12 protein-coding genes and 2 pseudogenes are annotated in these 12,594 nt (G+C 65.6%); 4 read left to right on the top strand and 10 right to left on the bottom strand.

Annotated elements, in window-relative coordinates:
• The first annotated feature begins 312 nt into the window (after nt 1–312).
• Nucleotides 313–3,138, top strand: a complete 2,826-nt coding sequence (locus tag AC2VOK_RS15680; protein WP_428901306.1) for a hypothetical protein — start codon at nt 313–315, stop codon at nt 3,136–3,138.
• A 32-nt stretch (nt 3,139–3,170) separates the two neighbouring features.
• On the opposite strand, the gene AC2VOK_RS15675 is transcribed toward AC2VOK_RS15680, so the two are convergent.
• A complete protein-coding gene (locus AC2VOK_RS15675) occupies nt 3,171–3,581 on the bottom strand; it encodes a hypothetical protein (RefSeq protein WP_428901305.1) in 411 nt (136 codons plus the stop codon).
• Between AC2VOK_RS15675 and AC2VOK_RS15670 the strand changes: the two are divergent.
• Nucleotides 3,549–3,635, top strand: a pseudogene (locus tag AC2VOK_RS15670) (type II toxin-antitoxin system Phd/YefM family antitoxin); the annotation flags it as partial. The gene AC2VOK_RS15675 and the pseudogene AC2VOK_RS15670 sit on opposite strands and share 33 nt — an antisense overlap.
• A 290-nt stretch (nt 3,636–3,925) precedes the next feature.
• Here the strand turns inward: AC2VOK_RS15670 and AC2VOK_RS15665 are convergent.
• Nucleotides 3,926–4,630 (bottom strand): MerR family transcriptional regulator, encoded by a 705-nt coding sequence (locus AC2VOK_RS15665; protein ID WP_428901308.1) that lies wholly within the window; start codon nt 4,628–4,630, stop codon nt 3,926–3,928.
• A 283-nt stretch (nt 4,631–4,913) separates the two neighbouring features.
• Here AC2VOK_RS15665 and AC2VOK_RS15660 point away from each other — a divergent pair.
• Nucleotides 4,914–5,219, top strand: a pseudogene (locus AC2VOK_RS15660) (type II toxin-antitoxin system Phd/YefM family antitoxin); the annotation flags it as partial.
• Between the two features lie 3 nt (nt 5,220–5,222).
• A complete protein-coding gene (locus AC2VOK_RS15655) occupies nt 5,223–5,657 on the top strand; it encodes a type II toxin-antitoxin system VapC family toxin (protein ID WP_428901304.1) in 435 nt (144 codons plus the stop codon).
• A gap of 224 nt (nt 5,658–5,881) precedes the next feature.
• Here AC2VOK_RS15655 and AC2VOK_RS15650 read toward each other — a convergent pair whose 3' ends face one another.
• The 8 genes from AC2VOK_RS15650 to AC2VOK_RS15615 form a co-directional block, all read right to left on the bottom strand.
• The gene (locus tag AC2VOK_RS15650; protein ID WP_421528066.1) at nt 5,882–6,235 is read right to left on the bottom strand and encodes a hypothetical protein; all 354 of its coding nucleotides are present in this window, start codon (nt 6,233–6,235) and stop codon (nt 5,882–5,884) included.
• Nucleotides 6,236–6,307: 72 nt separating this feature from the next.
• Nucleotides 6,308–7,117 (bottom strand): DivIVA-like cell division protein Wag31, encoded by an 810-nt coding sequence (gene wag31, locus AC2VOK_RS15645; protein WP_428901303.1) that lies wholly within the window; start codon nt 7,115–7,117, stop codon nt 6,308–6,310.
• Nucleotides 7,118–7,375: 258 nt separating this feature from the next.
• On the bottom strand, nt 7,376–7,681 hold the full coding sequence (locus tag AC2VOK_RS15640; protein WP_421528064.1) for a YggT family protein: 306 nt from the start codon (nt 7,679–7,681) through the stop codon (nt 7,376–7,378).
• A 152-nt stretch (nt 7,682–7,833) separates the two neighbouring features.
• The gene (locus AC2VOK_RS15635) at nt 7,834–8,487 is read right to left on the bottom strand and encodes a cell division protein SepF (protein ID WP_428901302.1); all 654 of its coding nucleotides are present in this window, start codon (nt 8,485–8,487) and stop codon (nt 7,834–7,836) included.
• A gap of 77 nt (nt 8,488–8,564) precedes the next feature.
• Complete coding sequence (locus AC2VOK_RS15630) at nt 8,565–9,359, bottom strand: YggS family pyridoxal phosphate-dependent enzyme (RefSeq protein WP_428901301.1); 795 nt, start codon at nt 9,357–9,359, stop codon at nt 8,565–8,567.
• A complete protein-coding gene (gene pgeF / locus AC2VOK_RS15625) occupies nt 9,356–10,063 on the bottom strand; it encodes a peptidoglycan editing factor PgeF (protein WP_428901300.1) in 708 nt (235 codons plus the stop codon). The genes AC2VOK_RS15630 and pgeF overlap by 4 nt, the downstream gene beginning before the upstream one ends.
• A gap of 88 nt (nt 10,064–10,151) precedes the next feature.
• Nucleotides 10,152–11,318: a cell division protein FtsZ gene (gene ftsZ / locus AC2VOK_RS15620; protein WP_428901307.1), complete on the bottom strand. Its 1,167-nt coding sequence runs from the start codon at nt 11,316–11,318 to the stop codon at nt 10,152–10,154.
• Nucleotides 11,319–11,566: 248 nt separating this feature from the next.
• Nucleotides 11,567–12,523, bottom strand: a complete 957-nt coding sequence (locus tag AC2VOK_RS15615; RefSeq protein WP_428901299.1) for a cell division protein FtsQ/DivIB — start codon at nt 12,521–12,523, stop codon at nt 11,567–11,569.
• Between the last annotated feature and the right edge of the window lie 71 nt (nt 12,524–12,594).

Here is a 12,594-nt window from a genome sequence, read left to right as displayed (position 1 = left end):
CAAGTCCCCCCTCGGACACAATTTGTTAGCTAGCAGTGTCCGTAAATAGGCTCCGAACTGCATCAGAGCGAATTTTTTGTGATTGCTTACGTCCACTCGCCACCGACACTCACCCCCACAACTAACGCCGGCGGCGAAAGCACCGCCGCGAAGAACTCACCAATGCGACCACCGAGGTCGCAGGCGATGAGACCTGCCGATTAGTAACGGATTCAAGAGGACCGTGAATTGCTTCGACATGTCTCCGGACTCACCGCGATTCAATGCGCCGCGTCCTGGTGATACTGGCGGACGTCAAGGTTCAGCCGGACTGTGGTGGATAGTCTGGCGACCAAGTACCTGACAACGACGGGGAGCAGAATGGTCGCGTTGGGCGGCGGTGGTATCGCAGCCTTCGGTCTCAGGTACCAGTACCTCGTAACGGACGAATACGTCTTGGGCTTTCTTCGAAATAACCTCGCTCTCATACCGCACGCGACGCTGGTGATCGAGCCGCTGCATAGGAAGGACGATGGCAAAGACGACGACGTAGTCGACTTCGCGGTCGAGATTGACGACGAGCCATCGCACAACATGCAGGTGAAGTCGTCCTCTGAGCCCGATGATCACCCACTGCAACCGGCTGCTGCGGGAGAAGTCTTCGACCGACTTGTGATCCACCCCGCTGAGGAAAGAATTCTGCTCACGAACAAGCCCCTCTCGCCCGTCCTGGCCGACGCGGCGATAGAGCAAACGACCTATGCGAGCCGGACGGAGTACACCTGGCCGTCAGGCCCGCAGGCACCTATTGGAGCCGCGGAACCGCGCATCATCTTCGACTCGCGAAGCACGGCTGAGTTGTTCGACTCAATCACGGAGTTGATCAAAGGTTTCCGCGCGGAGCGTGGACGCTCGCCAGGCACCGTCACCTGCCAGCTGCTGGTCTCGATCCTTGTCGACTTCATCTTCAGCGCTGCGGCGGGGACAGAACCAAGCAGAATTTCCGCCCTCGATCTCCTCGACAAGCTCGTCATGCCGGACCCAGCGATCGCGCAAGTCGCCGGCGGATTTGATTGGGGCTTACCGATTACCAACATCCCCAACTATCTGTCGACCGTTCCCAGGCTGGGCTACCTCAATGAGATTCAAAGCCATCTCGACCTTACGAAGGAAGTGTCGACTCCTTCTCGCGTGGTGTTAGCGGGCCGGACAGGAAACGGGAAAACCGTTCTTGCATCGGACTATTGCCATATTGAAGCCATCTCGTACGCGTTCATATGTTGGATCGACTGTCGCGACGTTGACTTCATCGAACCGCAGATCCGCAATCTGATTGAGCAATTGAACGAGACCGTCCCAGCTGGCACGACAATCGGGCCGGTGTTCGCCGGCATCCTCGGCCGCCACCCGGGCCCTTGGTTGCTCATCTTCGATGGACTCCAAAACCGCACGGATATCGAGGAATACATCCCGTCGCGAGGTTACGGCTCGATTATCGTCGCATCCAATAACAGTCTCAACTGGTGGCCAACTGCTCCGGTTATCGAAGTGGCTGAGTTCACCGAAGATGAAGCCATCGATTGCTTTGCAGCGTATGCGGATATCGGGCCCGCAGATCTCGACCGTGCCCGCGATTCGATCCGCGAGATTGTTGTCCGTTTGGGTCTGGTGCCCTTGGCTGTGAGCATGTCTGCGATCTACTTCAAGAACACTGAGGGTCAACTCGACGAGTTGGCTTTGCAGTACTTCAGCGATTTGGAAGCGCTCGCCGACGATGCATCGATACCGCCCGGCTTCCCGTCGACGGCGTTTGCAGCTATCCAGCATGCCTCCCGCAGCTTGGCAAAAGGCACGCGAACCGGGCAGGTGTACGGCAGGTCGGCGCGGGCCGTCGTGGAGATCGGCTGTCTGCTTGCACCAGAACTGTTGCCACTCAACTTCATTCTGCAGGCGACAGACGAATCAGTCTACGTCGATCTTGCGAACCTCCCGGTACCAACCGAGGTAGATCAAGCTGTTCGTCGGGGAGTTCTGTCGGCGTTGCGCACGCAGTCCATCGCTCAGCGAGTTGTGAACGACGGGGAAGGTAACCGCACACCCGTCAGTGAGACGGTTGCGGTCCATCCCCTCGTACACGACATTCTCCGCCGGTCATACTTGGCCGCTGTACCCCACGACTATCTAGAGTCGCAGTGCACCGTATTCATGTACTTCCTTGTCGGGTGGCTGGGAAAGTTGCGCGACCAAGGCGAATTCTTCGCAGTCGAACAGCTTCGCGTCCACGCCGATGATCTTCTGGCGCTCATCGCGGAGAACGAGCCGATGTCATCGATGTCGAGGCAGAGTCTCCGTGTATTCACCTACGCAAAGGCACTTCTGCGCGCCGAGCTCAGCACGTGCGCAGCGAGTCGTGGCAGGCTGCAGCAGGCACTTGAACTCGGTCATGCCGCAACACAGGACCTGGCGCCGTGGCTGCATGAGCAACATGCGCGACTCATCCGAGCCAAGATTCTCAGCAACATGATCGGCGATCTATCCATCGGCGAGGCAGCCCCGGAGATGGTCTCCACACTCGTGAACCCACTCCTGGTCGCGGTTCGCGAAGCTACAGCCAGCGCGGACGAGTCGAAACGCAGGTTCGGCTACGTAATCGCCGCCGAGACCCTCAGCTACCTCAATCGCACCGATCTGCACCGCAATTCGCCGCTATTAGCCGGAGCGCGGACCGAACTCGCCGGCATCGCGGACAGTGACCCCTCTGCGAATCCTGGCGGTGCGATACAGAACAATCTCGCGAATCGTCTCTACGAAGCGGAGCAGTTTGACGAACTCCTTCGTCACGTACTCCCATGGCGGGAAGCCAATGAGTCAATCGAAAACGGCGTGCTCCTCGACGCGTTGATGATCGTGTGCCAACTCCATACTGACGATATCGACAATGCGCTAGCCGCGACTGACGCTCTCGTCTCCACCAGCGTGCACGCCAACTACGTACTTCTATCCATGCACGAAGCCTTGAAGAAAGTTGGCCGAGAACTCCACCGGGTGATCCCTACGCTGCCCGCACATCGCGATCGTCTCCAATCCGCGCTGGAGCACGTACTTGCGCGATACAACCAACTCAGCGATTTGTCGGGAGGAGCTCCTCCAGACAGCTAGGACACTCGAAGCACTGATAACACCCAGGATCGTCAGGCGCCGCTCAGGACTCGCAGTGCTGCGTGCCCTCGTCGTGAGTTTGTCCCCGTAGCTATCCACGATCGATGGCCAAGATCACTGAGCATCGTCCACAGCGCGGCGATACGTTTGCGGTCGCTGCCAATCATCCGAGCGCGATCACCAACCGGATCGGTCACTGCGCAGGCCAGCACTGCCGCGTCATCGAGATGGCGACCGCGATCACGGGAGTCATCCAGGTAGGCGGCGCCTTTGAGCACCAACGCGCCCAGCACGTCAGGAATGCTGAGCGTCACGGCGCCCGCGCCGGCAGTCACCTCACAGTTGACCGTCTTGCGCAGCGCCGAAGTCCCACCCGGGACGGCAAACACCTTCCGCTGCAACACCTTCGGATGAAGCTTGAGCGGAAGGCGATCAGCCACCATGACATCGACCGTCTCGCCGTCGCCAGCACCACGGACGAAACGGTGTACCGGCCCGCTGCCGACGGGTTCACGCAGGCGATATCCGAGGCGTTCCAACTCACGCCGGACACCACCAAATGTCGCCGCTCCGGTCTCGATGTGCAGGATCATGTCCACATCACGCGTGGCGCGGGTCAGCGGCAACCCCGCCCGCACGGCATGCAGCTGCACCATCAATCCACCCACCAGCGTCCACTGCGTGCAGGGGACGGCGTGGGCGATCTCGACGAGCTGCGGCCACGGCGATGGCCATCCGCCCGCCGGGGCATCCACCTGCCAGAGCGGTCGATTCTCGGCCTGCGGACTCATCGGTCCCGTCGTCCCGACACGCGCCGGCCGGTGTCACCGGAACGAAACCGGTCGAGCAGATCCTCCAGGACACCGATCCCCGCAGCAGACTCACGGGTGTCCAGCGACTCGGCCAAGTCGACCGCCACCGCGGCCGTTACGATGTGGTCGACCGCGTAGCCGGCATCCTCAGGCACCACCCGCACGATCACGTCACCCCCCACGTCATCGACAAGCCCGGCCGCGCGGACCACGCCGGCCAAATCGCGAGCACGAACATAACCCTCGACTCGCCCATCGACAGCCGTGAGATCGAACAGCTGCGACATCGCCTCATCGTGCAATGCACTGACTCCCGAGGCCAGCAGCCCGGTATCGGTGCCCCACCCACGCATCCGAAGCACCGACGCGCGGCGACGCGTCATCCAACACAACTGCGACGCGCCGCCGGCCCGCAGCCGATGCCGCAGCCGCGACAACGCCGAGGCGTCCAGCCAATCCACACGCTCGCCGGAGAGCAACGCGAGCGCCGCCCACGCCGTGGCCGGCGTCCATGGGCGCCCATTGTGGCGGACCTGGTTTGCCAGCCGATACACCGACGCGCCATCCAACAACAACGCACCCCCAACCGTCCGCGTCACCGTCAACTCCCCCGCACGGGCAAGCCGCGCGACCTGCCGCGCCGAAACCCCCAGGATCTCCGCACCTGCCACAGCCGTCATCTCACTCACACATATATAGTCGACCAGAGGACGCATTTACGCAATACATGCAGCTCAAGCTGATTACGATGGCCATCGACCGTTCCGTCAACGACCGAGTTGGAAGGTCTCAACTCGTGTCGCAGGTGGACAACTCCCCCCTCGGACACAACTTGTTCGTTAAAAACATAGAAAACTCACTCTGAGCTCGATCAGAGCCGACCTTTTGCGTTTGCTGATATCGACAGGGCATCGCGTTTGTGTCCTAAATCTGTCGTACGGCGGGAACGGCACCACACTCAGTAGTGACATGTACAAATCACGGCTCAATGAGTGTACAGTTCAAGGTGTGGATGTATCCGTGACCGAGTTGCGCGCGCATCTCAGCGATTGGCTCGATCGAGCGCGGGCTGGTGGTGAGGTCGTCATCACCGACCGTGGGATTCCCGTCGCGCGACTGGCTGCGCTGGACAGCGCAGGCACCTTGGAGCGTCTCACGGCCGCAGGCGTGATTGGCAAGGCCACCGCGCAGCGGCCCGTCGCTGCGGGTCGGTCCGGGCCCCGACCGCGACGGCCGGTGTCTGACCGGGTCAGTGACCAGCGGCGCTGACCGGTGCCGCTGGTCTACTTCGACGCCAGCGCCTTCGTCAAACTTCTCACCACCGAGACAGGGAGCGCGCTGGCGTCCGCGCTCTGGGACGGCTGCGACGCCGCCTTGTCCAGCCGCCTGGCCTACCCCGAAGTCCGCGCCGCACTCGCTGCAGCGGCCCGCAATCACGACCTAACCGAATCCGAGCTCGCCGAAACCGAGCGTGACTGGGAGGACTTCTGGGCCGCCACGCGCCCAGTCGAACTCACCGCGACGGTTCAACAGCACGCCGGCCGCCTCGCCCGAGCCCATGCCCTGCGCGGAGCCGACGCAGTTCATCTGGCCAGCGCGTTGGCTGTCGGTGAACCCGGCCTGATCGTCGCCGTGTGGGACCGACGCCTGCACACCGGAGCCCAAGCCGCCGGGTGCCGAGTCGCCCCCGCCCAACTCGACCCCTAGCCCGACCGCCCGACATCAGAGCGGGTCAGCCCGGCATGGACGACGGTCACGTACCGATTCGCCACGTCACGACCCGTGTCGCAAGCGGCCAAGTGCCCTTCGGGCACCATCCCGAACGGTCGACCCACGGGCCGCGGGTGCGCACTGGGCGGAGCACAGACGATCGTGGCGATAAACGGGTCCGCGAACTTCTCGGCGCACCGCCCGGTTGAGGCCCGCGGTGGCTACGGTGCCGGCTCGTCGCCGCGGCCGTCGGTGGCTACGGATGCGTCGGTGCCGGCTTCCTCGAACGACTCCGTGACGTTGGCATCGGCGGCACCCGCAGTGGCAGGCCGTTCGTCCGCACCTTCCTCCGGGTAGTCGACGTACTCGCCCTCTTCGTTCGCGGCAGGCTCGTCGCCCTCCTCGTCGCCGGCAGCACGCTGCTGGCGTTCCCGCAGCGCGTCGACGATCAGCAGCACCACGCCCAGGACACTGGCGCCGATGCACACCCACGCCACCAGCTCGTTGCTGGTCACGACCGCGAACACCAACGCGACCAGCCCGACGAGGGCCAACACCAACGCGATGATCAGCATCGGTCATCCTCCAGCTGACGAGGGGACGTTTCAGGTACAGGTTGGCTCGAGTGCGCCAACCGTGCGGGTCCGCTAGTTTTTGCCCCGGTTGAACTGGTCAAACCCGCCGGAGTCGGCGCTGGAGTCGACGGGGGCCGCAGATCCGCGCTGGCCGAGCTCCTCGAGCTGAGATTCCAGATAGGTCTTGAGCCGCGTGCGGTACTCGCGTTCGAAGGTGCGCAGCTGTTCCAGACGGCCTTCCAGCACCGTGCGCTGCTGGTTGATGGTTCCCATGATCTCGGAGTGTTTACGCTCGGCGTCGGCCTGCAGCGCGTCGGCTTTCTCCTGGGCCTGGCGCAGCTGCGCCTCCGAGCGGGTCTGGGCGTCGGACAGCATCGCCTCGGCGCGTTGCCGGGCATCGGCGACGGTGGTCTCGGCGGTGTTGCGGGCCTCGGCGAGGATCTGGTCGGCGTTGGCGCGCGCATCGGTGAGCATTTTCTCCGATTCGGCCTTGGCCGTGCCGGTGAGCCGGTCGGCGGTGTCCTGCGCCAAGGCCAGCACGCGGGCGGCCTTCATGGCCTGCTCCTCGTTGCTGCCACCCGATTCCGCGGGCGCAGCGGCCACGACAGGCACCGGCTTGGCCGGCTCGGGTTCGGGCTCGGCGACGGGAATCGCCTGAGTGGGCTGGGACGCCACCGCTGTTCCGGCGCCGCCACCGGAGGCGAGCTCCTGATCGAGTTCCTCGATCCGCTGGCGCAAATCGGAATTCTCTTCGATGAGCCGTGTCAGCTCGCCTTCCACGAGGTCGAGGAAGGCGTCCACCTCGTCTTCGTTGTAGCCCCGCTTGCCGATGGGTGGCTTACTGAACGCCACATTGTGGACGTCGGCTGGTGTCAGCGGCATTGTTTCGTCCCCTCAAGTACCTGTCAAACGTTCTGGAAAGTGTAGAACGGAGTGCTACCCGTCGTGCAACTGCCGCCCATCCTGTCACACCAGAACCGAACGTTGCCGATTCGGCCAATAAACTGGAACGGATTTCTGACATTGACGCCAATGAAATCCCAACCCGGGGAAATTTGAAATTGCCGGCGCCGAATCGAGGCTAAAGCGTCGCCGAACCGTCGCCCGTCCGGAACCCGGATTCGAGCGCCGATTCGGCCACTAGGGGAGCGTTGCTGACGCGGCCGCGCCGAACGCCAGTTGCATCCCGATGAAGGCGACGAGCAGCAGCACCATGATGGACAGGTCGAATCGCACCGCGCCGATGGTGAGCTGCGGTATCAGCCTGCGCAGTAGTTTCACCGGCGGATCGGTGATCGACATGATGATCTCCAGGATCACCACGGTGACGCCGGTGGGATGCCAATCACGGCTGAACGAGCGGATGAACTCGACGACCACCCTGGCGATGAGCAGCAGCCAGAAGATGAACAGCGCGAACCCGAGAATCTGAAAGAACAGAACCAACGAAAGACCCGACCTTACCGATGAGATGTCAAGTGCCGCACACTTGACGGTCAACGTCAGCGTACCGACTGCGGCCGCGGGAACACATCTGAGTCGAGCGCGGTCCGTCCTGGCGGGCTGCGCGACCCGGCCGCACCACGCCGCGGCCGGCGCTACTGGTAGGCGTAGAAGCCGGTCTCGGCGATCCGCCGGCGCTCCTCGGGCGTCACGTCGACGTCGGCGGGTGACAGCAGGAACACTTTGGTCGCGACCTTGTCGAACGAGCCGCGCAGCGCGAACGCCAGGCCGGCCGCGAAATCGACCAGCCGTTTGGCGTCGGCGTTGTCCATCGAGACCAGATCCATGATCACCGGGGTGCCATCGCGGAACCGCTCGCCGATGGTCCGGGCCTCGCTGTAGTCCTTGGGACGCAGCGTGGTGATCTTCGACATCGGACTGCCCTCGTCGAACAGCATCGCCATCCGGCGCGGGTCCATCGCCAGCGCTCCTCGGGTGGAGTTGCGCAGCCACGAACCGAAGCGTTGTTGCCGGGGCACGTCGGGACGCTCGTACTCGCGGGGGTGCACCGAACCGTATCGGGCCTCCTCCGCATACCCGCCGCGATACCCGGGTGGCGCATAGTCGGCCGGCTCGCCGCGCGGGTCCCGGAGATCTTCGTAGTCGCGCCCCTCATAGCGGCCGTACCCGTCGTCGAAGCGCGGGCGCGGGAAACCGCGGGAGGGCGCACGGTCGTCGTAGTACTCGTCGTCGTAATCCTCCATCGGGGCCATGCCGAAATAGGCCTTGACCTTATGCAGTGTGCTCATCGTGGTGACCCCTTCTAGCCCTGGGAAGGTTCTCGCAATGGTGTTGTCTGTGATGAAGATGTGACGACAGTGACTACTCAGGGTGACGGTAGCGGCCGTGGACCCAATAGCGCGGTACCGACACGCACACACGTCGAACCATGTTTGACGGCGATTTCGAAGTCGGCCGACATTCCGGCCGACAGCCCGACCGCTTCGGGATGCGACTGTAGAACGCGCCGATGTTGCGCCTGGAGCCGATCGAAAGCCGCCTCGGGTTCCCAGGTCAGCGGCGGGACGGCCATCAGCCCGACCAGTTCCAGGGATTCGGCGCCGGCGACCTGCGCGCACAGCTCGTCCACCGCTGCAGGGGTACCGATGTCGACGCCGCCGCGCGACACGTCCCCGTCGAGGCTGACCTGGACGTAGACGCGTAGCGGCTGCTGCCGACCCCCGTCCGCCAGCGCCCTGGTGACCGCCCGGTCGAGGGCGGTCACCAGCCGCGCGCTGTCGATCGAATGCGCGGTGTGCGCCCACTGGGCCACCGATCGGGCCTTGTTGCGCTGGATCTGGCCCACCATGTGCCAGTTGATGGGCGGCAACACCGCGCGCGGCGAGAGGACCGCGAGCCGGGCGAGTTCGGCCACCTTTGCCGAAGCCTCCTGTTCCCGCGACTCGCCGACGGCCCGGCAGCCCAGGCGGGCCAGGATCGCGACGTCGGTGGCGGGAAAGAACTTGGTGATCGGGAGAAGTTCGATGTCGGCGATGTTGCGGCCCGCCGCGTCGGCCGCCGCCGCGAGCCGCGACCGCACGGCGGCCAGAGCGTGCGTCAAATCCGCTTCGCGGGCGCCGCCGTAGCCCGGTACCGTCATGTCCCCCGCCACGGCAGTCATTCCATCCAGACCAGTGACGCCAGCCGGCCCGTCGGCGCATCCCGGCGGTGGCTGAACAACATCGGGTCGGCCACAGTGCAGCGCGGGTCGACGTCGATCGACGTGACGCCCAGGTCACGAAGCCGGCGCACGATCCCGGCGCGCAGGTCGAGCCCCGGAGTTCCGGCCGAGGTGGTGGTGCGGCTGCCCGGGAGCGCCGCATCGACCTCGTCGGCCATCGCGGCGGGCACTTCGTAGTTGGCCCCGCTGACCGCCGGGCCCAGCAGCGCCGAGATGTCGGGGGGGCGCGCGCCCAGGCGCTGCATGGCCGCCACGGCGCGGTTCACGACACCGCGCTGCGCGCCCGCCCGACCGGCATGGACTGCCGCGATCACGCCGGCACGCGCGTCCGCCAGCAGCACCGGCACGCAGTCGGCCGTCACCACCGCCAGTGCCAGCCGGGTCGTGCCGGTCACCAACGCGTCGGTCTCGCCGACGGCGGCGTCACGCGGTCCGTCGACGACCTCGACGCGGTCACCGTGTACCTGGTCCATCCACACCAGCCGGTCGGCACCGAGGCCGGTGGCCGCGGCCAGGCGGGTCCGGTTGGCCGCGACGGCATCCGGGTCGTCGCCGACGTGGTCGCCGAGGTTGAAGGTGTCGAACGGCGGCTTGGACACACCGCCGGCGCGGGTGGTCGTCAGTCGCCGGATCCGAAGGCTCACTCCACCAGTATCCGGAAGACGTTGGCCGCCAAGCGACCCCGACACCATTGTCTGTGGAGGTCGGGACCGCATTGTGACCTCCACGGCTTCAGCGGCGCATGAAGGGCGGCACGTCGACGTCGTCGTCGTCGCCGCCGATGTTCAGTGTCGACCCGTTGGTGTGGAGCGGCACGCTGACCGCGTCGACCGGCTCGAACAGCGTCGAGCTGAGCTTGCCCGCCTTCGCCGACTCGATCCGGTGGGACCCGCCGCCACCGGCCGCGGCGCTGCCGTCGGCGGCGTCACCCACAACCTGCCTGCGGCCCGGTCCGGCGGCGTCGAAGCCGGCGGCGATCACCGTGACCCGCACCTCGTCGCCGAGCGAGTCGTCGATCACGGTGCCGAAGATGATGTTGGCGTCCTGGTGTGCGGCGTCCTGCACCAACGACGCCGCCTCGTTGATCTCGAACAGGCCCAGGTCGCTTCCGCCGGCGATCGACATCAGCACGCCCTGGGCGCCCTCCATCGAGGCCTCCAGCAGGGGCGAGTTGATGGCGATTTCGGCGGCCTTGAGCGAGCGGCCCTCACCGCGGGCCGAGCCGATGCCCATCAGCGCGGTACCCGCGCCGGACATGATGCCCTTGACATCGGCGAAGTCGACATTGATCAGGCCAGGCGTGGTGATCAGGTCGGTGATGCCCTGCACGCCGTTGAGCAGCACCTCGTCGGCGCTGCGGAAGGCGTCCATCAGCGAGACGGCGGCGTCGCCCATCTGCAGCAGTCGGTCGTTGGGGATCACGATGAGGGTGTCACAGCTCTCGCGCAGCGCGCTGATGCCGTTCTCGGCCTGATTGCTGCGCCGCTTGCCCTCGAAAGAGAACGGCCGGGTGACAACCCCGACGGTCAACGCGCCCAGTTTGCGGGCAATGCTGGCGACAACGGGGGCGCCACCGGTGCCGGTCCCGCCCCCTTCGCCGGCGGTGACGAACACCATGTCCGCCCCGCGCAGCAGTTCTTCGATCTCGTCCTTGGCGTCGTCGGCGGCCTTCCGGCCGACTTCGGGATCGGCACCGGCGCCGAGCCCACGCGTCGAGTCGCGGCCCACGTCGAGTTTGACGTCGGCGTCGCTCATCAACAACGCCTGCGCGTCGGTGTTGATCGCGATGAACTCCACGCCCTTGAGACCCTGTTCGATCATCCGGTTGACGGCGTTGACACCGCCGCCACCGATACCCACGACCTTGATGACGGCGAGGTAGTTGTGCGGGGGGGTCATCATTCGTTTTCCTCCCTGATGGGCTGGTGTCCCGGCCGGGGGTCTCCCCGTAGGCTGCTCCGGATTGTGGCGGGGCGCCCGCCTGGCAAACCCTTAACCTCTACTTCAGGCTTAGAGTTATGTCAGGTAGTCCCGCGCAAACAGAACGGTATGGGTACGACGCCCGCTAACCCCGCAGGCGCGCCGACGCGCGACACGGTTTTTTTCTCCCGGGAATGCGTGCCGCCGGGGCCGTATTCGCCACGGCGCTACTTGACGGTCGGCAGGTCCGGGCTGGACACGTCGTAGATCCGCCCCGGCTGGGTCAGCAGCGCGGCGAGCTTTTCGGCCTTCTCCCCGGTACGGTCGGTGGTCCCCCAGATCACCACCCGGCCGTCGCCCAGCGTCAGCGTGATCGAGGACACCGAGGGGACCGCGACGCGGCTGACCTGGGCCACCACATCCGGGCTCAGCGCGGTCAACACCTGCAGCGCGGCCTTGGTCGCCGGGTCGCCCGGCCCGGGGCTGGCGACGTCGAGGTAGGGCAGCGCGGGTGGCGGCGGCGCGGTGGCGAAGTCGACGCCGTCGCGGTCGAACAGGTGCGGACCGTCCGGGAAGTCCACGACGGTCACCGGAACCCGCTCGACGATCGTGATCCGCAGCGCCGAGGGATAGTGCCGCTGCACGCGGGCGCTGGCCACCCGCCGGATCGTGGCCACCCGGTCGGCGACCTGCTTGGTGTTGATCTGCAGCAGCGGCGTTCCTGGCCGCACCCGCGCCACCGCCAGGACCTCTTCGCGGGTGACTGCCCCGGTTCCACTGACCACGATGTCACGGGCCGACATCGCTGGCGTGAAATACAGCACCAACCCCAGCCCGATCCCGACAACTACCAGCACGACCGTGGCAAGCAGCATTTTCAGGCCCTGGACGACACCCCGGGCCACGGGTTTGGGCTGGGCTGGTGCGCGCCCGCCGGCGCGGCGCTTGGCCTCGCGGCGCGCCTCCTCGATGACGGTGGCACGCGCCTGCGCGGCGCGGCGCTCGGCCCGTTCCCGCCGGGCCCGCCGGCGCGGGCCCTCGAACTCGTCCTGCCCTCCGTCGGGTGCCGTCTCCTGGCCGTCGTCGGCCGACGGTCCGGTGACGGCGTCGCCGACAGCGAGACTGTCGGCGCTCTCGCGAGCCTCGACAGCCGACGCGCCCGGCGGAGGATCCGGCTGGGTCATCGCGGCGGGGGGGGGCGGGGGGGGGAGGTGGGGGGGGGGTGGAACCAGAAAAGAAGAAAAAACCCAGACCC

This window comes from Mycobacterium sp. TH-M116, from assembly GCF_057473685.1.
This window is presented reverse-complemented; position numbering and strand designations above follow the sequence as displayed.